We start from the raw sequence: 20,990 nt of genomic DNA, 5'->3' as shown, positions 1-20,990 counted from the left end.
CCGGAGGGCTCCAAGGAGTCCACAATGCTGATTCGCCGCGGCCCCGCAGCGCTCGCCACCGTGCTGCTCGGCGCCTCCCTCACCGTCGCCGCCCCCGCCCAGGCATCGACCGGCGGCGTCTTCCCGCCCCTGAAGAAGAACCTGATCTCCTACTACGACTTCGAGCACCCCGTGCCCGGCGACCCGTCCCGCGAGGCCGACCGCGGCCGGTCCGGGACGACGATCGACCTGATCAACGGCGGCGCCGCCATGCGGGTCGAGGACGGCGCGCGGCGGCACGCCATCCAGCTCAAGCAGGTGGACCCGTCCGCCAACGGGAACGACGACTGGAAGGCGGGGATCTACTCGGCGACGGGCGTCCCGTCCCTGCACGCGTTCAACGCCGCCAAGGGCGCGACGCTCATGGGCTGGTTCAAGATGACCGGCACCAACCCGAGCCCCAACACCGTCACCGCGAACCCCGACGACAAGTACAACGCGATCGGGCTGTCCGGCCTGCTCACCGGCGACTCCGACGGGCACGGCGTGCGCGCCCTGCTGGAGATCATCGACGTGTCCGGCACCCTGCGCGTCGTCGCGCTGGGCCGCCGCGTGGACGGGTCGAAGTCGCAGACGTTCGCGGCGAGCGAGGACTGGCAGAGCGTCCTCCCCCAGAACACCTGGGTGCATCTCGCCGCGACGTTCGACTACGACACCGGGCAGATGGCGCTCTACAAGAACGGCGCGCCGCTGCCGGGCTTCTACACCGTCGCCGGGGACCCGTGGGGCGTCGAGGGCGACCCCGAGCCGGACGTCACGTCCGCCACCGACCCGCGCGGCATCAAGATCGGCGGGAGCTTCCCGCAGAACAACCTTGAGCGGAACCCCTGCAACTGCCGCATGGACGGCCTGATGTTCCTCGACCGCGCCCTCACCCCCAAGGAGGCCGCGATCCAGTACAGGTTCGCGAAGAAGTGACCCGGCCCGCCGCCGGTGCCCGCCCCGCGCGGGCGCCGGCGGTGCGTTTCACCGGCGGGTCGTCTCCGCGTCGTCCGCCTGACCGGCCGTCTCCTCGGCATCCTGCGTCGCGGCCCAGGTGCCGAGCAACCGGAGCGCCTCCTCGGACGGCGATCCGGGTTCCGCCGCGTAGGCGTAGATCCAGCGTTCGCCGTCGTGCAGTCGCAGCGACTCGACCTGCAGCGTGAGGTCGCCGACGACGGGGTGGCGGAACCGCTTCGGGCCCCGGCACGGCACCTCGACGTCGTGCTCGGCCCACCAGTTCCGGAACTCGGGGCTGGCGACGGACAGCTCCCCGATCAGCGCGTGCAGCCGCTTGTCGCGCGGGTAGCGGCCCGCCGTCCGCCGCAGGACGCCGACGCTCACGCGCGCGTTCATCTCCCAGTCGACGTGGAGTTCGCGCGTCGCCTCCCGCAGGAACAGCCAGCGCGGGTGGTTGGCCGCCTCGGACGGCACCGGTTCGAGCCCCACCAGCAGCGCCCGTCCCATCCGGTTCATCGCGTGGACGTCACCGCGCGAGTCGATGACGATCGCGGGAACCTGGAGGCCGTCGAGCATCGTCCGCATGCCCGCGTCGACGGGCGTGACGCACAGCTCGCCGGGCTTCGGCTCCGCGACTGACGACCGGACGAGGTCGTGCAGGTGCAGCCGCTCGACCTCCGCCAGCCGCAGCGCGCGGGCGATCGCGTCGAGCACCTGGTCGGACGGCTGCAGGGGCCGCCCCTGCTCCATGCGGGCGTAGTAGTCGAGGCTCACGGCGGCCAGCATCGCGACCTCTTCGCGCCGCAGGCCCGGCACGCGGCGCCGGCCGCCGGCCGGGAGGCCCACGTCCTCGGGCCGGACGCGCGCCCGCCGGGTGCGCAGGAACTCTCGCAGCTCACCGTTCTTGGCCATGCCTCAACGGTAAGCGCCGGGCGCCCGGCTTGGGTGGGTCTGTGCGTCCGAGGTCGGCGCCGTCACTGGTGAGGGCAGTGCACGGGCCGCAGGCTGGGCGCATGACCACCATCACTCAGACCTCACCGCTCGGCGGCAGGACCGTCCGGCGCGTCGGCTTCGGCGCGATGCAGCTCGCCGGCCCCGGGGTGTTCGGCCCGCCGGACGACCCGGCCGCGGCCCGCGCCGTGCTGCGCCGCGCCGTCGAACTCGGCGTCGACCACATCGACACCGCCCAGGTCTACGGTCCCGACGTCGTCAACGAACTGATCGCCGAAGCGCTGCACCCGTACCCGGACGGCCTCGTCATCGCCACCAAGGCCGGCGGCGCCCGCGACGGGCAGGGCGGCTGGGTCAGGGCGTCCCGTCCGGAGCAGCTGCGGGCGACCGTCGAGCAGGACCTGCGGACCCTGCGGCGCGAACGGATCGACCTCGTGAACCTGCGGCTCCAGGTCGGCGGCCCCGAACCGGACGCCGTTCCGCTCGCCGAGCAGCTCGGCACCCTGACCGAGCTGCGCGACGAGGGCAAGCTCGATCTCATCGGCCTGTCGACCGTCTCGGCCGAGATCGTCGAGGCCGCCCTGGAGACCACCCCGATCGCCGAGGTGCAGAACGCCTACGGCATCGCGAACCGCACGGACGAGCCGGTCCTCGACCTCTGCCGCGCGAACGGCATCGCCTACGTTCCCTACTATCCGCTCGGCTCCGCGTTCACCGGCGGCCCTCAGGCGCTCGCGGCCGACCCGGCGATCGCGGACGTGGCCGCGAAGCACGGCGCCTCGGCGTCGCAGATCGCCCTCGCCTGGCTGCTCGCCCACTACGACCGCATGCTGCTGATCCCCGGCACGAGCTCGATCGCCCACCTCGAAGAGAACCTGGCCGTCGACGCCATCGAGCTGGACGACGCCGACCTGGCCGTCCTGGACCGCGTCGCCCACGTCGCCGCCCCCGGCTTCTGACGGGCGGCGGGCCCGCTAGCCGCAGAGGCGGGCGGTGTGGAGGCCGTCGTCGGTGGCGGCGAGGAGCGTGCCGTCCGGGGCCAGCGCCAGGTCGTTGACCGGGGCCGGGACCTTCACGAGATGGGACGGGGCCAGGGCCGCGGCGTCCCAGGCGAGGACGGTGTCGGGCTCGTCCTGGAGGGCGGCGGCGACGATGAGGCGGCCGCCCGCGAGGGACGCCGCGACCTGGTCGCACGGCCCCGGCGCCGCCAGGACCGCGAGCGCCTCGCCGTCCAGGCCGCTGACGCGCAGCTCGGCGGGCCCCGGCTGGACGAGGACGAGCCCGTCGGGCGACGGCGTCAGCACCGCGTACCCGCCCGGCAGCGCCGCGATCTCCTCGCCGCGCTCGACGTCCAGGATGCCGACCGCCGCGTCGCCGGGCAGGCCGATGAGGGGGCCGGCGGCGGGCGCGGCGTGCAGGATCCAGCGGTCGATGGCCGTCCGGTGGCCGAGCCAGACGGTGAACTCGGTCAGCCGCTCGCCGGTGAGGGCGTCCCACACGACCACGCTCGCGTCGCTGGCGGGGCCGAAGACGGTGACGACGGCGGCGCGCCCGTGGTGGACGGCGAGGCCGAGGAGGTCGGGCTGCCCGTCGAGCACGGCCTCGTGCCCGGTGGCGAGGTCGTGGACGTGCACGCGGTCGCGGTACGTCCAGGCGACGGTGGGGGCGCCGGCGGGGGCGCCGAACGCCCACGCGGCGGGGTCGGCGGGGAAGCCGGGGAGCAGCGCGCCGAGGGCGGCGGCGGCCGCGAGGTCCCAGAGCTGCCCGGCGTTCGCGCCCCGCGCCGCCCGGGACGTGAACGCCAGCGGCGCGCCCTCGGCGGTGACGGCGACGCCGTCGAAGCATCCTTGCGCCAGCGGCTCGGCCAGCACGCTTTCCGGCATGCGACGGAGAGTAGGACACGCGGACGCTGCGTTCCACGGACTTGCGGAAACTCGGTTCCCCGGTGACGTTTCCGCGCCCCGGAGCGCTGTCATCGGGCCGGGCGCCGTCATCAGACCGGGCGCCGTCATCGGGCCGGGGTCAGCCGGCGTCGCGGAGCCGGGCCGCGGCGTCCTCCGGGGAGACGTCGTTGATCCAGGCGGCCATGCCCGACTCCGACCCCGCCAAGTACTTGATCTTGTCGGGGGCGCGGCGGATCGAGAAGAGCTCCAGGTGCAGCCGGAGCAGGTCGTCGCCGGCGGGCGCCTGGTGCCAGCCCGCCACGTACGGGAGCGGGGTGCCGTAGAGGGCGTCGCAGCGGCGCAGGAGGTCGCGGTAGAGGACGGCCAGCTCGTCGCGCTCCCCGGCGTCCAGCGCGGTGAAGTCGGGCACGTGGCGGTGCGGCATGAGGTGCACCTCCACGGGCCAGCGCGCGGCGGCCGGGACGTAGGCCGTCCAGTGCTCCCCCGCCAGCACGACGCGGCTGCCCGCCCGCTCGGCCTTCAGCACCTCCTCGAACAGGCCGGGCCGCGCGGCGGCCGCCGCCAGCATGCGCTCGGTGCGGGGCGTGACGAACGGGTACCCGTAGATCTGGCCGTGCGGGTGGTGCAGGGTCACGCCGATCTCGACGCCGCGGTTCTCGAACACGTACACCTGCCGGACGCCGGGCACCGCGGCGATCTCGGCGGTCCGGTCGGCCCACGCGTCGACGATCGTCCGGACCCGCGAGACCGGCAGCCGCGCCATCGAGGCGGCGTGGTCGTCGGTGAAGCTCACGACCTCGCATCGCCCGGCGCCGCGAAAGCGTTCCACCCCGTCGATCTCCGGCGGGACGGGCGGGGTGCGGACGTCGAAGGACGGGAACCGGTTCTCGAACGCCACCACGTCGTAGGACGGGTCGGGGATCTCCGACGCGGGCCCGCCGGGGCACAGCGGGCACTGGTCGGCGGGCGGCAGGAACGTCCGGGTGTTGCGGTGCGCGGTGATCGTGACGCGGTCGCCGGTCAGCGGGTCGCGGCGCGTCTCGCACACCGGCTCGACCGGCGCGAGGCCGCGCGGGTCCGGGACGGGTTCCCGGCCCGGCTCCTCGTCGTAGTAGACGATCTCGCGGCCGTCGGAGAGCCGTGCGCGTGTCCGGAACATGTCCCGGGCAGCCTACCGCGCCGGGTGATCACCCGGCCGGGGCGCTCGCCGGGTTCTGGTCCCGGTGCACGCTCAGCAGATGCCGCACGAGCGTCGTCAGCACCTCCTTGCCGGAGGCGCGCTCGCGGACGTCGCACAGCACGATCGGGGTGTCGGGGCGCAGGTCGAGCGCCTCCCGGATCTCCTCGGTCGCGTAGTCGTAGCCGTCGTCGAAGCAGTTCACCGCGACGACGAACGGCAGCCCGCGGTTCTCGAAGTAGTCGACGGCGGGGAAGCAGTCGGCGAGGCGGCGGGTGTCGGCGAGGACGACGGCGCCGAGCGCGCCGTAGGACAGCTCGTCCCACATGAACCAGAACCGGTCCTGGCCGGGCGTGCCGAACAGGTACAGGATCAGGCCGTCGCGGATCGTGATGCGGCCGAAGTCCATCGCGACCGTGGTGGTGGTCTTCTGCTCGACGCCCGCCGTGTCGTCGACGCCGACGCTCCGGTCGGTGAGCAGCTCCTCGGTCTGCAGCGGGCGGATCTCGCTGACCGCGCCGACCATGGTGGTCTTGCCGACGCCGAACCCCCCGGCGACGAGGATCTTCACCGCGACCGGCGCCGCCGCGCTCCCCGCCGGAGCCCCGCCTTCTCCTCCCGCTGCTTCGGTGCGGGGGGACGAGCCCCCGCTCCCCCCGGCGACCGCGCTCGGGCCGGCGTTCGCCGCGGACTCAGAGGGCTTGGAGACCATGGAGCACTTCCCTCAGCAGACGTTCCTTGGAGAGCGGGCTCTCCTGTTGGGGACGGGTGACGGTGATGAGCCGGTGGTGCAGCAGATCGCCGAGCAGGACGCGCACCACGACCAGCGGCAGCCGCATCCGCGCCGCGATCTCGGCGACCGGCTGCGGCTGCACGCACATCTCCAGGATGTCGAGGTGCTCGGGGCCGATGCCGGGCGAGCCGGAGCGGGGCCGCGCCGCGGTCGTCACGATCGTGATCATGTCGAAGTTCTCGCGCGTCGCGGGCCGCGCGCGCCCGCGCGTCAGCGCGTACGACCGGACGATCGGGCCGGCCTCGTCATCGAGCCATTCGCTGCCAGGACCGGTCATGGCCCGTCACGATTCCTCGTTGTCGAGGGCCTCGGCGCGGCCGCGCCGGGTGCCCTGCTGGATGGACGACATCATCGACCGCAGCTCCTCGGGCGACCGGATCGGGCGGCGCGGCGCGGCGGGCCGCGGCGAGGTGACGGTGGGGTCCTCGCGCAGCTGCGACGCCATGTTCTCCTGCCGGACGCGGCGCGGCAGCGGCGGCCGGGAGCCCGTCCCCGCCCCGTCGGCGGGCCGCCGCCTGACCTCCCGCGGCGAGCGCGGGATGCCCGGCTTGGCGGGCGGCGCGGCGGACGCGGGCGGCGCGGGGCGCTCCGGCTCCGGCTCGGGTTCCGGCTGCGCCGCGGACGGCGGGTCGCCCCACGGCGACGGCGCCGGCGTGGACGGCTGCGGAGGCACGATCCCCCACGCCCCGCTCCCCAGCGGCCCCGGCGCGGGCTCCTCGAACACCGGCATGGGCCCGGTCCGCGCGCCCGCCGGCTCCTCCGCCGGCGGCGCGGGCGGAGGAGCCGGCGCCGCGGCGTGGCGCCCCGCCGGGAGCCGCAGCACCGCGCCGCCGCCCGGTTCCGGGCGCGGCTCGCGGGGCCGGCCGCCGACCACCGAGCCGACGGGGACGAGCGCGTCCTCCGCGCGGCGGGTGGTGAGCGCGGGCGTGCCCGGCGCGGTGTCGCCCTCGTCCGGCACGACGAGGGCCTCCGGCAGCAGCACGATCGCGGTCATGCCGCCGTACGGGGACGTCCGCAGCGTGACCTTGATGCCGTGCCGGCGCGCGAGCCGGCCGACGACGAACAGGCCGAGCTGGGCGCTGTCGGACAGGTCGAACTCGGCGGCGGTGGCGAGCCGCTCGTTGGCGGCGGCGAGGCTCGCCTCGTCCATGGACAGGCCGCGGTCCTCGACCTCCAGCGTGAAGCCGTGCGAGACGGCCTGCCCGTGGACCTGCACGGTCGTGTGCGGCGGCGAGAACACGGCCGCGTTCTCGACGAGCTCGGCGAGCAGGTGGATGACGTCGGCGACGGCGGGGCCGACGATCGCGGCGCGGGTCATCGGGGCGACGTTGACCCGGGTGTAGTCCTCGACCTCGGACGCGGCGGCGCGGGCGACGTCCACGATCGCGACGGGGCTGCGCCAGCCGCGGCCGGGCGCCTGCCCGGACAGGATGATCAGGCCCTCGGCGTGCCGCCGCATGCGGGTGGCGAGGTGGTCGACCCGGAACAGGTCCTCCAGGTCGTCGGGGGTCTCGATGCGCCGCTCCATCGCGTCCAGCAGCTTGAGCTGGCGGTGCAGCAGCGTCTGGCTGCGGCGGGCGAGGTTGACGAACACCTCGCTGACGTTGCGGCGCAGCGTCGCCTCCTCGACCGCGCCCTGGATCGCGGTGCGGCGGGCGGCGTTGAACGCCTCGCCGACCTGGTCGATCTCCCGGGTGCCGAACGCCAGCGGCGGCGCCTCGGCGGCCACGTCGACCTCCTCGCCGCGGCGCAGCCGGCGGATCACCCCGGGCAGCCGGACGTCGGCGAGGTCGATCGCCTCGCGGCGCAGCCGGGCCAGCTCGCGGATGACGGACCGGGCGACCCACACCGCGAGGACGAGCGACGCGGCGACCGCGACGAGGCCGAGCGCGCCGGCGAGCACGACGCGGGTGATGATGCCGTCCGCGATCGGCTCGGCGCGCTTCTCGGCGCCCGCGGACACGGCGAGTTCGAGGCCGCGCAGCCGCGTCAGGTTGGAGTCGGCGGTGGTCTTCCACAGCACCCCGGCCTCGCCGGAGCGCTGCACGCGCCGCGGGGTGGCGACGAACCGGTCCTCCAGCGCGCGCAGCCGGCCGTACTCGGGCATCCCGGCGACGCGCTGGTAGTAGGCCCGGTCGGGGTCGCGCAGCTCGGCCGCCGCGTACCCGTAGAGGGCGCGCTGGGTGCCGACGAGCTTGACGAACCGGGAGTGCTCGGCGGGCGTCATCCGGCCGGCGGCGAGCGCGCCGGCGAGCAGCGCGTCCTCCTGCGCGAGGACCTCGCGGGCGCGCGCCAGCGACGCCTCGTTGCGGGCGTCCTTGGCGACCTCGGAGTTGTCGAGGGTGGCGAGCGAGCCCTGCAGCGCGCCGACGTCGCCGAGCAGCGTCGTGTAGTCGGCGAAGGCGCGGGTCCGGTCGGTGCGGCCGGTGTCGATGGCGCGGCGCCGCTCGTCCAGGCCGTCCAGCTCGGCGAGGATCTTGCCGGCGAGGCGCTGCGCGTCGCCGGGGGCGACGCCGCGCACGGCGCCGGACTCGGCGAGCCGGCGGAACAGGTCGGCCTGCCGGTCGGTGACGAGCCGGCCGGACTCCATCGCGGCGCGGTCGCCCTCCGCGCGGCTGCCGAGGTACACCACCGACAGCCGCCGCTCGGCCTGCAGCGCGCTGCCGAGCGCGCCGGACGGGTACCCGTAGTGGTCCTGGACGGTCTTGACGTGCCGCAGGTTGAGCCCCTCGCCGAGGGCGATGCTCGCGGCGAACGCCCACAGCACGCCCAGGGAGACCACCGAGACGGTGACCATGAGGACGACCTTGAAGCGGATGGAGCGGAATCGCGCTGCCTTGGGGGTCCGCCGGTGACCGGCGGCTGAGTCCGTGGTGGTGCGGCCTCGTTTTGGCACTGCGGCTGAACTTTCCCTCGGGCGGACGGCTTGCGGGCTGGCGGGTGTCGGGGACGGGGTGTCGGGGTCGCGGGCGGCCGGAAGGCCGACGAAACGGACAGGGCCGCGATGCCGGCCGGGACGCCCGGAACGGTAGGAGAGCCTAGGACGGAGCGCCGCCGTGTGTCGACAGTTTCCGGATCATCACGTTTTGTGTACACAGACGGCAGCAAATACCCCTACGATGCCTCAGCGTGATGGATCGTTCTCGCCACGCGACGAATTCCGGCCGGTCACCCGTCCGAACGCGCAGGTCACGGATCGTGCTCGCCGCCGCCGCGCTCGTCACCGCGGCGGCCCTCGGGGCCGGGTGCAGCGACGCCTCCGGCGCCGCCGCGCCGCCCGACGTCCAGATGATGCGCACGCTCGGCACCCCCGAGGGCCGGCTCGACCTCGTCGCCTGGACGGGCTACGCCGAGGACGGCTCCAACGACCGGAAGGTCGACTGGGTCACCCCGTTCACGAAGGCGACGGGCTGCCGGGTGCACACGAAGGTCGCCGACACCTCCGACGCGATGGTGGCGCTCATGCGGACGGGCCGCTACGACGGGGTCTCGGCGTCCGGCGACGCGTCCCTGCGGCTCGTCTACGGCGGGCTGGTCGCGCCGGTCAACACGGGCCTTCTCAGCAACTACGACGACATCGCCGCGTACCTGAAGAACCAGCCGTACAACTCCGTCAACGGGCAGATGTACGGCGTCCCGCACGGCTACGGCGCCAACATGCTGATGTACCGGACGGACAAGATCCTGCAGCGCCCCACCTCGTGGAGCGTGGTGTGGGACGAGAACTCCCCCGCCGCCGGGCACGTCGTCGCCTACGACTCGCCCATCTACATCGCGGACGCGGCGCTCTACCTGAAGACCCACCGCCCCGACCTGAAGATCACCGACGTCTACGCGCTGGACGAGGAGCAGTTCCAGGCGGCGGTCGACCTGCTCAAGCGGCAGCGCCCGAACGTCAACCAGTACTGGTCGAACTACCTGGACGAGCTCCAGTCGTTCAAGAGCGGCTACAACTACGCGGGCACCGCCTGGCAGGTGACCGCGAACCTGGCGCTGGCGGAGAAGGCGCCGGTGGCGACGACCATCCCGGAGGAGGGCGCCACCGGCTGGTCCGACACCTGGATGATCTCGTCGAAGGCCCAGCATCCGACCTGCATGTACAAGTGGATGAACTGGATCACCACGCCGAAGGTGCAGGCGGAGGTCGCGCAGTGGTTCGGCGAGGCGCCCGCCAACCCGAAGGCGTGCCGGTACACCGCCAAGGGCTTCTGCTCGACGTACCACGTCGGCGACCCCGAGTTCTACCGGCGCCTGGCGTTCTGGAAGACGCCCGCGAAGGACTGCGGCGACGACCGCGGCGACAAGTGCGTCCCCTACGACCGCTGGGCCCAGGCCTGGACGCAGATCAAGGGGTAGCCGCGGTTCAGGAGGCGGGCTTCATGGCGTAGCAGTAGTTCGACTTGCCCTTGAAGTAGTGGCGGGCCCGGCCGTCGCCGTACCGCCACTGGCAGCCGCCGTCGAGCTGGGCCGCCGACAGCTTCATCGTGTCGCCCTTGCGCTTGATGCAGTACGCGCCGGGGCTCGGCGTCTCACGGTACTCGACCCACTCCCAGCCGAGCTTCACGCAGTACTCGGTGAAATGCCCGGGGCCGAGTTCCACCCGCGCGAGCTTCGGCGCCCGCGTCGGTGCGGTCGACGGCGCCTTCGACGGGCCCGCCGACCGTGACGGCGCCCCCGAAGCGCCCGGCCGCGACGGGCCGGCGCTCGGGCTCGTGCTCGGGCTCGGCGACCGCGTCCCGGCCCCGCTCCCCGCCTCGGCCGGAATACCGGGCTGCGGGGCGCCGGGCCCGGCCGACCCGTTCACCGCGACACCCTCGTCCCGCTTCACCGGCTCGTCGCCGGAGAACCACACCGCGCCGAAGACGACCGCGACGACGGCGGCCACCGCCGCGCCGCCCCCGATCAGCGCGGCCTTCGCGCGCCCGCCTCCGTGCGGTGCGGTGACCGCGTCCACCCGTCCGGCGACGGGCGGCGGTGCGGCGGGAGGGAGCGGCATGGCAGGAGGGGGCGGGGGCGTGCGGGCGGCGTTCTCGCTCGCCTCGGGAGGGGCGGCCAGTGGGGTCGGAGGCAGGAGGGCCGCCGCCGGGACCGGCGGACGTAACGTCCCCGGCGGCGGCGGGGACGGCGCGCGCCCCGGCCGGACGAGCCGGTCCAGGACGGCCTGCGCGGACGGCCTGCGCTCCGGGTCCTTCGCGAAGCACTCGGTGAGCAGGCCGCGCAGCGGCTCCTCCACGCCGGTGAGGTCGGGCTCGGAGTTCGCGATGCGGTTGAACACGACCGGCACGGACTCGTTGCCGAACGGCGGCCGCCCGGTCGCGGCGAACGCCATCGTGGACGCCCACGCGAACACGTCGGCGGCCGGGGTCAGCTCGCCGGGTTCGAGCTGCTCGGGCGCCATGTAGGCGGGGGTGCCGACCGCGCGGCTGACCATCGTCTGCGCGCCGGACAGCGCCCGCGAGATGCCGAAGTCGATGACGCGCGCGCCGTCGGCGCCGATGAGCACGTTGTGCGGCTTGAAGTCGCGGTGGACGACACCGGCGTCGTGCAGCGCGACCAGCGCCGTGGCGGTCGCGATGGCGAGCCGGTCGAGGGCGCTGCCGGAGCGGGGGCCCTGCTCGGCGACGACCCGGCTGAGCGGCGGCCCGTCGACGTACTCGCTGACGATGTAGCGGCGGTTCCCGGCCGCGCCGGAGTCGAGGACCTGCGCGGTGCAGAACCGCGCGACGTGCTTGGCCGCCTCCAGCTCGCGGGTGAACATGTCGAGCGCGCTCAGCGTGCCGAGGTCGCTGCTCAGCTGCACGTGGAACAGCTTCACCGCGACCTGGACGCCGTCGTCGCCGGTGCCGAGGTAGACGACGCCCTGGCCGCCCTCACCGATCCGCGCGGTGAGCCGGTAGGCACCGATCTGGCGCGGGTCGTCCGGTTCGAGGGGCTGCACGCCCAGCAGTGTAGGCGGGTCAGTGATCGCGCCGGGTCATCATCCGGACGAGCGTGAGAAGTTCGGCGGCGGCGTCCGGAGCCGCGCCCGCCAGGTGGGTGCGGGCCGCGACGAGGAGCGTGTCGGCGTGCGCGGCGGCCCAGGCGCGGGCGCCGCTGGTCTCGATGAGCTCGGCCGCGCGGGCGGTGTCGTCGCCGGTCAGCGGCTCGTCCTGGAAGTACAGCGCGGCGAGTTCGGCGCCGGCGGGCGTGCCGGACGTCAGCGCCGCCACGACCGGCAGCGACTTCTTGCGGTTGCGCAGGTCGGAGTGGACGGGCTTGCCGGTGACGGCCGGGTCGCCCCAGATGCCGAGCAGGTCGTCGGCGAGCTGGAACGCCAGCCCGACCTGCTCGCCGAAGGCGCGCATCCGGGCGGTCTCGGCGGTGGTCGCCCCGCCGTACAGGGCGCCGAGGGCGCAGGCCGCGCCCATCAGCGCGCCGGTCTTGCGGTTCGCCATCGTGAGGCACTCGTCGAGCGCCACGTCCGTGCGCTCCTCGAAGGCGAGGTCGGCGAACTGGCCCTCGACCAGGTCGAGGACGGACCGGGCGAGGACGCGGACGCCGTGCCCGACCGCCGGGGAGTCGTCGGCGGCGAGCGCCTCGTAGGCGGCGGCGAGGAGGGCGTCCCCGGCGAGGATCGCGCCGCTCGTCCCGAAGACCGTCCAGGCGGTGGGGCGGTGCCGGCGGGTGAGGTCGCCGTCCATGACGTCGTCGTGCAGCAGGGAGAAGTTGTGCGCCAGCTCCACCGCGACGGCGGCCGGCAGGGCGGCGTCCGCCGTCCCGCCGGCCGCCTCCGCCGCCAGCAGCGCCAACGCGGGGCGGACCGCCTTGCCCGCCGGGGCCGCGGCGGGCCGGCCCCGCTCGTCCCGCCAGCCGAAGTGGAACTCGGCGATGCGGCGGGCCGTCTCCGGCATGGCCCCGACCGCGTCCCGCAGGGCGGGATCGAGCAGGCCCCGGCTCCACCGCAGGATGTCGGCCGCCGACCGGGCGCGCCGGTCCGGGCGGTGGTCGCATCCGATGACGGCGGGGTCGTCCTTCCAGGCGGGCACGGCGGGCATGGCGGTCCTCCCCTTTCTTCGGCGGGCGATCGGCTAGCGGGCGATCGCGCTAGCGGGCGATCTCGACGTTCTCCAGGACGCCGAGCGCGTCCGGGACCAGCACGGCGGCCGAGTAGTAGGTGCTGACCAGGTACGTCAGCAGCGCCCGGTCGCCGATGCCGGCGAACCGGACCGACAGGCCCGGCTCCACCTCGTCCGGCAGCCCGGTACGGCGCAGCCCGATGACGCCCTGGTCCTCCTCGCCGGTGCGCAGCACCAGGATCGAGCTGGTCCCGGCCGGGGTGATCGGGATCTTGTCGCACGGGTAGATGGGGACGCCGCGCCACGCTTGGACGCGGCGTCCCTCGACCTCCACGCAGGACGGGTACACCCCGCGCCGGGTGCACTCGCGACCGAACGCGGCGATCGTCTTGGGGTGGGCGAGGAAGAACCGGGACTTGCGCCGCCGCGACAGCAGCTCGTCCATGTCGGCGGGGGTCGGCGGGCCCCCACTGGTCTGCAGGCGCTGCCGCAAGTCGGCGTTGTGCAGCAGCCCGAAGTCGCGGTTGTTGACGAGCTCGTGCTCCTGGCGCTCGCGCAGCTCCTCGATGGTGAGCCGGAGCTGCTGCTCGACCTGGTCCATCGGCCCGTTGTAGATGTCGGCGACGCGGGCGTGCACGCGCAGCCTCGTCTGGGCGAGGCTCAGCTCGTACTCGCGCGGCGAGGTCTCGTAGTCGGCGAACGTGGCGGGCAGGACGGGTTCGCCGTCGTGCCCGGACGCCACCTCGATCGCCGCCTCGCCGTGCCGGGTCTGCGGCGGTGGCGGCGTGTCGCGGTACTCCTCCAGGTGGGTGCGGAGGGCCTCGGACCGCTCGGTCAGCTCCTCGATCGCCGGGCGGGGCAGCGTCAGCACGATGGTGGGGGTCAGCGCGCGGAAGGTGTGCGGCCACTCCTCGTCCGCGCCGAGCAGGGCGCGGTCGCCGAAGAACCGGCCGTCGGCGAGGATGCCGACCCGGGCCTCGCCGCCGTACGTGCCGGGGCCGGCCTCCTCGACCTTGCCGTGCGCGATCAGGTGGACGCCGTCGAGCGGCCGCCCGGCCGCCGCGATCGTCTCGCCGGGCTGGTACTCGTGCTGCTCGAACCGCGCGGCGAGGCCGTCCAGCACCTCCGGCTCGCCGAGGTCGCGCAGCGGGGGCAGCTCGGCCAGCTCCGGCGGGAGCACGCGGACGTCGGCGCCGTCGTTGACGAACGTGACGATGCCGTCGCCGAGCCGGTAGGTGAGCCGCCGGTTCACCCGGTAGGTGCCGGCGTCCGCCCGCACCCACGGCAGCAGCCGGAGCAGCCACCGCGGGGTGATGCCCTGCATCTGCGGGACGGACTTGGTCGTCGTGGCGAGGTTGCGGGCGGCCTGCGTGCCGAGGGCGAGCCGCTCGCGCGCCCCGGCGGGCCCGGCCGCGCCGGCCGGGCCGTGCTCCGTGGTCGGCTCCGTCACGCGTCGGCACCGCCGTGCGCGATCTCGACGGACTCCAGCATGCCGAGCGCGTCCGGAACGAGGACGGCGGCCGAGTAGTAGGCGCTGACCAGGTAGTTGATGAGCGCCTTCTCGTCGATCCCCATGTACCGGACGGACAGGCCCGGCTGGTACTCGTCCGGCAGCCCCACCTGGTGGAGCCCGATTACGCCCTGCGCGGCCTCCCCGGTCCGCATCAGCAGGATGGAGCTGGTCTTGGTCTTGCTCACCGGGATCTTGTTGCACGGGAAGATCGGCACGCCGCGCCAGCCGGGGACCTTGCTGCCGCCGACGTCGACGCTGCCGGGGTAGACGCCGCGCGCGCTGCACTCGCGGCCGAACGCGGCGATCGCCTTCGGATGCGCGAGGAAGAACGCGGGTTCCTTCCAGACGAGGGTGAGCAGGTCGTCCATGTCGTCCGGGGTGGGCGGGCCGGAGCGGGTGTGGATGCGCTGGGACAGGTCGGCGTTGTGCAGCAGGCCGAAGTCGCGGTTGTTGATGAGCTCGTTCTCCTGGCGCTCGCGCAGCGCCTCGATGGTCAGCCTGAGCTGCTGCTCGACCTGGTCCATCGGCTCGTTGTAGAGGTCGGCGACGCGGGTGTGGACGCGAAGCACGGTCTGCGCGACGCTCAGCTCGTACTCGCGCGGGGACGCCTCGTAGTCGACGAACGTGCCGGGCAGGACCGGCTCGCCCTCGTGCCCGGACGCCACCTCGATGGCCGCCTCGCCGTGCGCGTTGCTCGGCCGGTCGGGGCTCGCCCGGTACTCGTCCAGGTGGGCCTGGAGGGACGCGGACTGGCCGAGCGTCTCCTGGAAGTCGGCGTCGTTCATGCTGAGGACGGTGCACGCGGTCACGGCCTTGACCGTGTGCTCCCACGTCGGCTGCTCCTCGCCCTCCTCGGGCGCGAGCAGGGCCTGCTCGCCGAAGAAGTCGCCGTCGGCGAGGGTGCCGAGGACGGCGTCGGCGCCGTACTCTCCCGCCCCGATCCTGCTGAGCTTGCCGTGCGCCACCAGGATGACGCGGTCGACCGGGCGGCCGCGCTCCACGATGACGTCGCCGGGCTCGTACTCCTGCTGGGTGAACCGGCCGGCGATGGCGTCCAGCGTCAGGTCGTCGTCGTAGCCGCGGAGCGGGGGCAGTTCGCCCAGCTCGCGGGGGATGACCCGGACGTCGGCGCCGGCGGTCACGAAGGTGACCCGGCCGTCGCCGAGGGTGTAGGTGAGGCGCCGGTTGACCCGGTAGGCGCCGCCGGACGCCTGGACCCAGGGCAGGAGCTTCAGGAGCCACCTGGAGGTGATGCCCTGCATCTGCGGGACGGACTTGGTCGTGGTCGCCAGATTCCGTGCCGCCGCGGTACCGAGGCTCAACTGCTCCTGCTGCTGTTCCGTCACGTCCACACCACCGATTCGTCGAAGGTCCGTCATGATGAGCCGTCTTCCGGCCAACGGTGACGCTACTGAACGTAATTGTCGCATCGCAATGAGCCATCGGATTGCCGGAACGCCACAGAACTCGCACTGGCACGCCACTGCCCGAATCCGGCGGTGCGCACCGGCTGGCTAGGGTGAGCCCCGGCAAACCAGGATCTTCCACACAAGCGGGTGACATGGGACGACGCCGCTACCGCAGGCTCCTCGTCGGGCCGGACGCCTACCGCTGGCGAGTCGGGCACCAGCACACGCGGGACGGGCGGCGCCTGCTCGACTGCCGCGAGACCTTGCTTCTGCGCCAGGAGGGACGCCCCGGGCGGATCAACGTCGTCTTCCGCGAGGGGCCGGGGCGGATCGTCCCGGACGGCGGCCCCTACACGCACAGCGGCAGCGTGTGCCGCGCCGAAGACGAGACCATGCTCAACCTGCACCGGCCAAGGGTCGTCCGTGCGCTGCTCGACGTCGCCTTGGGACGAGGTGAGGACTTCTGGTCGAGCGCCGAGATCGACGGCTGGACCATCATCGACGCCGTCTACGCCCACCTCGCCGGTAAGTCGCGCTACCTCGTCCAGCACGACTACGGCATGGGCGGGCTCTGGTGGTGGGTGTGGGCGGACTCGGCGGAGGAGATCCTCGACGCATGCGCCGAGGTCGAGGTGATGGACGACCCGGACGTGATCCGGCGCGTGCGCTCCTGGGGCGACATGGAGGAGGTCGTCCTCGACCGCCTGGCGCCGGATTCGGCGCTCGCGCACCTGCGCGACCAGCGCTCGTCCTACCGCGACGACCCCGGCTACGGCGAGCTGGCCGGCCACGACGCCGTCCACCTGCGGATGCCGGACGAGGAGGACGAGCGGGTCGCGTGGCTGATGGAGATCGGCCGGGACGGGCGCTGGACGCGGCAGGTGGAGATCCGGCCCGGCGAGCACCCCGTCCGCTCCAGCGCGGACGACTGGCCGATCAACCCGCCGCTCGACCTCTACGACCCGCGGTACCTCCCGTACCGGATCAGCGCCGCCGAGTTCGAGAACGCGTGGGAGAAGGCGCGCCCCGAGCAGTAGACCGCACGTCCGGACGACCAGCGGTTTTTACCCTCAAGTAAGGTTTCGCCGCAGGTCAGCGCGGTGCCGTGTGAGGCACATCACCCGATGTGCGGGCGTGGTCAAGGAAAGACCTACCGCATCCTGGTGTTGTAAGAGGTGAACAGCAGGCCCGGTCAGGACGGGCCTGGCGAACCGGAGGGGAGGCTCCCAGTGACCACAGTCTGGACGGCACTGGCCATCGAGACGGCCACCGCACTGGTGATCGCGGCTTCGCTGGCGGGCTGGGCCCGCCGGCACTTCCGCCGCGCCCGCTGAGCGGCCGCGCACACCACGCGTCTCACACCCCGCGTCTCACACCGCCCCGGAACTCGCCGGTTCCGGGGCGCGCTCGTTCCCGGCCTTCTCGATCGGCACCCCCGCCGTCTCCGGGATCTTGATGATCGGCACCAGCGCCACCGCCGCGGCGATCATCAGGTAGTACGCCGGGACGTAGTTGGAGCCCGTCACGTCGATCAGCGACCCGACCAGCACGGCCGCCGTCCCGCCGAACAGCGACGTCGAGATGTTGTAGCCGATCGCGAACGCCCCGTACCGCACCCTGGTGGGGAACATCGCCGGGAACGTCGCGCCGATCACCGCCAGCATCAGCACCAGCAGCCCGCCGACGATCGCGTACCCGGCCGCGACGCCGAGCTTGTTCTCGGTCTGCATGAGCGCGAACGCCGGCCACGCCAGCACGATGTAGCCGATCGCCGCCGTCAGCAGCAGCGGCTTGCGGCCGATGAGGTCCGACAGGTGGCCGAGCGGCAGGATCACGGCCATCATCGCGAACTCCACCCCGATCGTGATGAGCTGCGCCGTGTCGTCGTTCATCTTCAGGAAGTCGACGAGGTACGACGGCATGAACGTCAGCAGCGTGTAGTCCGCGACGTTCAGCAGGAACACGATGCCGATCAGCATCGCGATGACGCGCCAGTAGTGCTCCAGCGTCTCCTTCAGCGGCGACTGGGCCTTCTTGCCCTCCTGCTCCATGGCCTGGAAGGTCGGGGTGTCCTCGATCCTCGTCCGGACGTAGAGGCCGACGAGGCCGAGCGGCAGCGCCACCAGGAACGGGATGCGCCAGCCCCAGCTGTGCATGGCGCTCTCGCTGAGCGCCAGGTCCATGATGAACACCAGGCCGGCGCCGAGGATGTAGCCGGTCAGCGTGCCGAACTCCAGGAAGCTTCCGAAGAACCCGCGCCGGTGCGTCGGCGCGTACTCGGCGATCATCGTGGCGGCGCCGCCGTACTCGCCGCCCGTCGAGAAGCCCTGGATCAGCCGGACGGCGAGCAGCGCCAGCGGCGCGGCGATCCCGATCGTGTTGTAGTCGGGGAGGATCCCGATCACGAACGTCGAGCCCGACATCAGGATGATCGTCGCGGCCAGCACCCGCTTGCGGCCGAGCTTGTCGCCCATCGGCCCGAAGAACAGCCCGCCGAACGGACGGGCCAGGAACGCCGCGGCGATCAGCGCGAACGAGCGCAGCGACGCGCTGCCCGCCGCCTCCTCCGGGAAGAACTTCGTGCCGATGATCGCGGTCATCACCCCGGCGCTGAACACGCCGAAGTCGAACCACTCGATGCAGTTCCCCATCGCGGACGCGATCACGGCCTTGTGGACGGCGCCGGTGCCGCCCCGGTCCGCCGGCAGGCTCGCACCGGGGTCGGCCGGTCCGTCCGCCGCGGCGCCGGCGCGCTCAAGGTCGTCGTTCACGCGCTACCTCTGCCCGAAGATCGGCAAAGCTAACGCCGGGTCACGGCGCGACCGCTCAGCGCAAGAGGCGCCTCACGCCCTCCCGGACCTGTTCGCCGCGCCCTTGGACGCCTTCGGCTTCGCCGGGCGGGTGTCCTCGGCCTCGTCCTCCTCGTCGGGGAGCGTGGGCAGGGCCGTGGTGGGCTGGTCGTCCAGGACCTCGCCGGGCAGTTCGTCGGTGCGCCCGGGGTCGCCGTCGAGCAGTTCGTCGAGGGTGGCGGTGCGGTTCACGTCGCCCGCCGGCTCGTCCTCCAGGAGGTCGTCCTCGGGGATCGACACGAGCGCCTGCGTCTCCACCGACTCGCGGGTGATCACGCCGCTGGCGAGGACGTTGTTGCGGTGCCGCAGCATGCCGTTCTCGCGGAGCAGGTTGTCGACGTCGGAGCGGGCCCGCGCGATGCGCCGGCTCAGCCGGACGTGCACGAGGAACCCGCCCGCCGCCGCGCCGAGGATGAACCCGGAGACGGGGAGGCCGACCGCGGTCGGCGCGAGCGTGGCCACCAGCGCGACGGCGACCAGCGCGACGACCACGGCAAGCGCGACGAAGTGCTCCTCCATCCAGTCGAGGACGGTGTTGACGCGCTTGGGGATCCTCACTCGGCGACTCCTCCACTCGGCTCGGTGGCGCCGGCGCGCGGCGGTTCACCGGCCCCGCGACGCCGCTGTTCGGATGCACCGCCGGGGCTCCGCGGCCGGGACGGTCCGGGCGCGCACCCGCACCGGCGCGCCGCCCTGCAGCACCGGACGCGCCTCCGCCAGATGCTGACCGCGGCGAGGCCGTCCGAAACCCCAACCCTACGTGACGTCGGTCGCTGCGGGGGCGGGCGGCTCGCGCCGGGATGCGAACACCTGGTCGCGGCGAATATCGTCCATTGACATGAGCGAACACTTTGACGTCGTGGTCCTCGGCGCGGGCCCGGGTGGATATGTCGCCGCGATCCGGTCGGCACAGCTCGGGCTGAAGACGGCGATCATCGAGGAGAAATACTGGGGCGGGGTGTGCCTCAACGTCGGCTGCATCCCGTCGAAGGCGCTGCTGCGCAACGCGGAGCTGGCGCACATCTTCACCAAGGAGCAGCAGACCTTCGGGATCAACGTCGAGGGCACCGTGTCCTTCGACTACGGCGTCGCGTTCCAGCGCAGCCGGCAGGTGTCGGACAAGCTCGTCAAGGGCGTCCAGTTCCTGATGAAGAAGAACAAGATCACGTCCTATGACGGGCGGGGCACGTTCACCGACCCGAACACCCTGCAGGTCGCCCGCGCGGACGGCTCGTCGGAGACGGTGACGTTCGACAACTGCATCATCGCGGCGGGCGCGCACACCAAGCTGCTGCCGGGCACGTCGCTGTCGGAGCGGGTCGTCACCTACGAGGAGCAGATCCTCAGCTCCGAGCTGCCGGAGAGCATCGTCATCGCCGGCGCGGGCGCGATCGGCGTCGAGTTCGCCTACGTGCTGCACAACTACGGGGTGAAGGTCACGATCGTCGAGTTCCTCGACCGGATGGTCCCGAACGAGGACGCCGACGTCTCCAAGGAGCTCGCCAAGCGCTACCGCAAGCTCGGCGTGGACGTCCTCACCTCGACCCGCGTGGACGCCATCGACGACTCCGGCGAGAAGGTCAAGGTCACCGTCACCGGCAAGGACGGCGCCCAGCAGGTCATCGAGACCGACAAGGTCCTCCAGGCGATCGGCTTCCAGCCGAACGTGGAGGGCTACGGCCTGGAGAAGGCCGGCGTGGCCCTCACCGACCGCGGCGCGATCGACGTGGACGGCCGCTGCCGCACGTCCGTCCCGCACATCTACGCGATCGGCGACGTCACCGCGAAGCTGATGCTCGCGCACGCCGCCGAGGCCATGGGCATCGTCGCCGCCGAGACCATCGCGGACGCCGAGACGATGGAACTCGACTACATCATGATCCCCCGCGCCACCTACTGCCAGCCGCAGGTCGCGAGCTTCGGCTACACCGAGGCCCAGGCCAAGGAGCAGGGCTTCGACGTGAAGACCGCGAAGTTCCCCTACAGCGCCAACGGCAAGGCCCTCGGCATGGGCGAGGGCGACGGCTTCGTCAAGGTGATCAGCGACGCCAAGTACGGCGAGATCCTCGGCGCCCACATGATCGGCCCCGAGGTCACCGAGCTCCTCCCCGAACTGACCCTGGCCCAGCAGTGGGACCTCACGGTCAACGAGGTGGCCCGCAACGTCCACGCCCACCCCACCCTGGGCGAGGCGATGAAGGAGGCCGTCCACGGCCTGGCAGGCCACATGATCAACCTCTGAGTCCCCCACCCCGGCGGGGGGGGGGGCCCCCCCGCGGCCCCCCCCCGCCCCGCCCCCCGCCCCCCCCCGGCCGGGGCCACACGGGGGGGGGGGGGGGGGTGTTTAAACGGACACCGGGG

General features: G+C 73.2%; 17 protein-coding genes. 5 read left to right on the top strand and 12 right to left on the bottom strand.

The window, feature by feature from the left end:
- Window positions 1–24 precede the first annotated feature (24 nt).
- Window positions 25–957 carry a LamG-like jellyroll fold domain-containing protein gene (locus AB0K34_RS24840; RefSeq protein ID WP_364551122.1) on the top strand — a complete coding sequence of 311 codons (933 nt, stop codon included), beginning with the start codon at window positions 25–27 and terminating at the stop codon, window positions 955–957.
- 48 nt (window positions 958–1,005) lie between these two features.
- Here AB0K34_RS24840 and AB0K34_RS24835 read toward each other — a convergent pair whose 3' ends face one another.
- Window positions 1,006–1,890 carry a helix-turn-helix transcriptional regulator gene (locus AB0K34_RS24835; RefSeq protein ID WP_364551120.1) on the bottom strand — a complete coding sequence of 295 codons (885 nt, stop codon included), beginning with the start codon at window positions 1,888–1,890 and terminating at the stop codon, window positions 1,006–1,008.
- 101 nt (window positions 1,891–1,991) lie between these two features.
- On the opposite strand from AB0K34_RS24835, the gene AB0K34_RS24830 reads away from it, so the two are divergent.
- Entirely contained in the window at window positions 1,992–2,888 is an 897-nt protein-coding gene (locus tag AB0K34_RS24830; RefSeq protein ID WP_364551118.1) for an aldo/keto reductase, read from the top strand.
- A 15-nt stretch (window positions 2,889–2,903) separates the two neighbouring features.
- On the opposite strand, the gene AB0K34_RS24825 is transcribed toward AB0K34_RS24830, so the two are convergent.
- From AB0K34_RS24825 to AB0K34_RS24805, 5 genes are all read right to left on the bottom strand, one after another.
- Complete coding sequence (locus tag AB0K34_RS24825) at window positions 2,904–3,812, bottom strand: hypothetical protein (protein ID WP_364551116.1); 909 nt, start codon at window positions 3,810–3,812, stop codon at window positions 2,904–2,906.
- Between the two features lie 139 nt (window positions 3,813–3,951).
- Window positions 3,952–4,992 (bottom strand): galactose-1-phosphate uridylyltransferase, encoded by a 1,041-nt coding sequence (gene galT / locus AB0K34_RS24820; RefSeq protein ID WP_364551114.1) that lies wholly within the window; start codon window positions 4,990–4,992, stop codon window positions 3,952–3,954.
- Window positions 4,993–5,020: 28 nt separating this feature from the next.
- Window positions 5,021–5,722, bottom strand: a complete 702-nt coding sequence (locus tag AB0K34_RS24815; protein WP_138642251.1) for an ATP/GTP-binding protein — start codon at window positions 5,720–5,722, stop codon at window positions 5,021–5,023.
- A complete protein-coding gene (locus AB0K34_RS24810; RefSeq protein ID WP_138642250.1) occupies window positions 5,703–6,080 on the bottom strand; it encodes a DUF742 domain-containing protein in 378 nt (125 codons plus the stop codon). The genes AB0K34_RS24815 and AB0K34_RS24810 overlap by 20 nt, the downstream gene beginning before the upstream one ends.
- Window positions 6,081–6,086: 6 nt before the next feature.
- Window positions 6,087–8,600 (bottom strand): nitrate- and nitrite sensing domain-containing protein, encoded by a 2,514-nt coding sequence (locus AB0K34_RS24805; protein ID WP_364551112.1) that lies wholly within the window; start codon window positions 8,598–8,600, stop codon window positions 6,087–6,089.
- A 401-nt stretch (window positions 8,601–9,001) separates the two neighbouring features.
- Here AB0K34_RS24805 and AB0K34_RS24800 point away from each other — a divergent pair, with 401 nt between their 5' ends.
- Window positions 9,002–10,159 (top strand): ABC transporter substrate-binding protein, encoded by a 1,158-nt coding sequence (locus AB0K34_RS24800; protein ID WP_301174789.1) that lies wholly within the window; start codon window positions 9,002–9,004, stop codon window positions 10,157–10,159.
- 7 nt (window positions 10,160–10,166) lie between these two features.
- On the opposite strand, the gene AB0K34_RS24795 is transcribed toward AB0K34_RS24800, so the two are convergent.
- Genes AB0K34_RS24795 through AB0K34_RS24780 form a run of 4 tightly spaced genes read right to left on the bottom strand, consistent with a single transcriptional unit; the run spans window position 10,167 to window position 15,750 of the window.
- Window positions 10,167–11,741: a serine/threonine-protein kinase gene (locus AB0K34_RS24795; protein WP_364551110.1), complete on the bottom strand. Its 1,575-nt coding sequence runs from the start codon at window positions 11,739–11,741 to the stop codon at window positions 10,167–10,169.
- Window positions 11,742–11,760: 19 nt separating this feature from the next.
- Entirely contained in the window at window positions 11,761–12,837 is a 1,077-nt protein-coding gene (locus AB0K34_RS24790; protein ID WP_364551108.1) for a family 2 encapsulin nanocompartment cargo protein polyprenyl transferase, read from the bottom strand.
- A gap of 49 nt (window positions 12,838–12,886) precedes the next feature.
- Window positions 12,887–14,308, bottom strand: coding sequence for a family 2B encapsulin nanocompartment shell protein (locus tag AB0K34_RS24785; RefSeq protein ID WP_364551106.1), 1,422 nt, complete (start codon window positions 14,306–14,308; stop codon window positions 12,887–12,889).
- A complete protein-coding gene (locus AB0K34_RS24780) occupies window positions 14,305–15,750 on the bottom strand; it encodes a family 2B encapsulin nanocompartment shell protein (RefSeq protein WP_364551104.1) in 1,446 nt (481 codons plus the stop codon). Before AB0K34_RS24780 ends, AB0K34_RS24785 begins: the two co-directional genes overlap by 4 nt.
- A gap of 182 nt (window positions 15,751–15,932) precedes the next feature.
- Between AB0K34_RS24780 and AB0K34_RS24775 the strand changes: the two genes are divergently transcribed.
- A complete protein-coding gene (locus AB0K34_RS24775) occupies window positions 15,933–16,817 on the top strand; it encodes a hypothetical protein (protein WP_364551102.1) in 885 nt (294 codons plus the stop codon).
- Window positions 16,818–17,150: 333 nt separating this feature from the next.
- Here the strand turns inward: AB0K34_RS24775 and AB0K34_RS24770 are convergent, their stop codons facing one another.
- Together AB0K34_RS24770 and AB0K34_RS24765 are read right to left on the bottom strand one after the other, a co-directional pair.
- Window positions 17,151–18,551 (bottom strand): MFS transporter, encoded by a 1,401-nt coding sequence (locus AB0K34_RS24770; RefSeq protein WP_240808334.1) that lies wholly within the window; start codon window positions 18,549–18,551, stop codon window positions 17,151–17,153.
- 72 nt (window positions 18,552–18,623) lie between these two features.
- The gene (locus tag AB0K34_RS24765) at window positions 18,624–19,187 is read right to left on the bottom strand and encodes a hypothetical protein (protein WP_364551100.1); all 564 of its coding nucleotides are present in this window, start codon (window positions 19,185–19,187) and stop codon (window positions 18,624–18,626) included.
- A 280-nt stretch (window positions 19,188–19,467) separates the two neighbouring features.
- On the opposite strand from AB0K34_RS24765, the gene lpdA reads away from it, so the two are divergent.
- On the top strand, window positions 19,468–20,871 hold the full coding sequence (gene lpdA, locus AB0K34_RS24760) for a dihydrolipoyl dehydrogenase (protein ID WP_138639934.1): 1,404 nt from the start codon (window positions 19,468–19,470) through the stop codon (window positions 20,869–20,871).
- The last annotated feature ends 119 nt before the right edge of the window (window positions 20,872–20,990 follow it).

The sequence above is a fragment of the Actinomadura sp. NPDC049382 genome (genome assembly GCF_040677125.1).
Classification (GTDB): Bacteria; Actinomycetota; Actinomycetes; order Streptosporangiales; family Streptosporangiaceae; genus Spirillospora; species Spirillospora geliboluensis.
The sequence above is the reverse complement of the archived record's forward strand: the minus strand, read 5'-3'. Positions and strand labels throughout refer to the sequence as shown.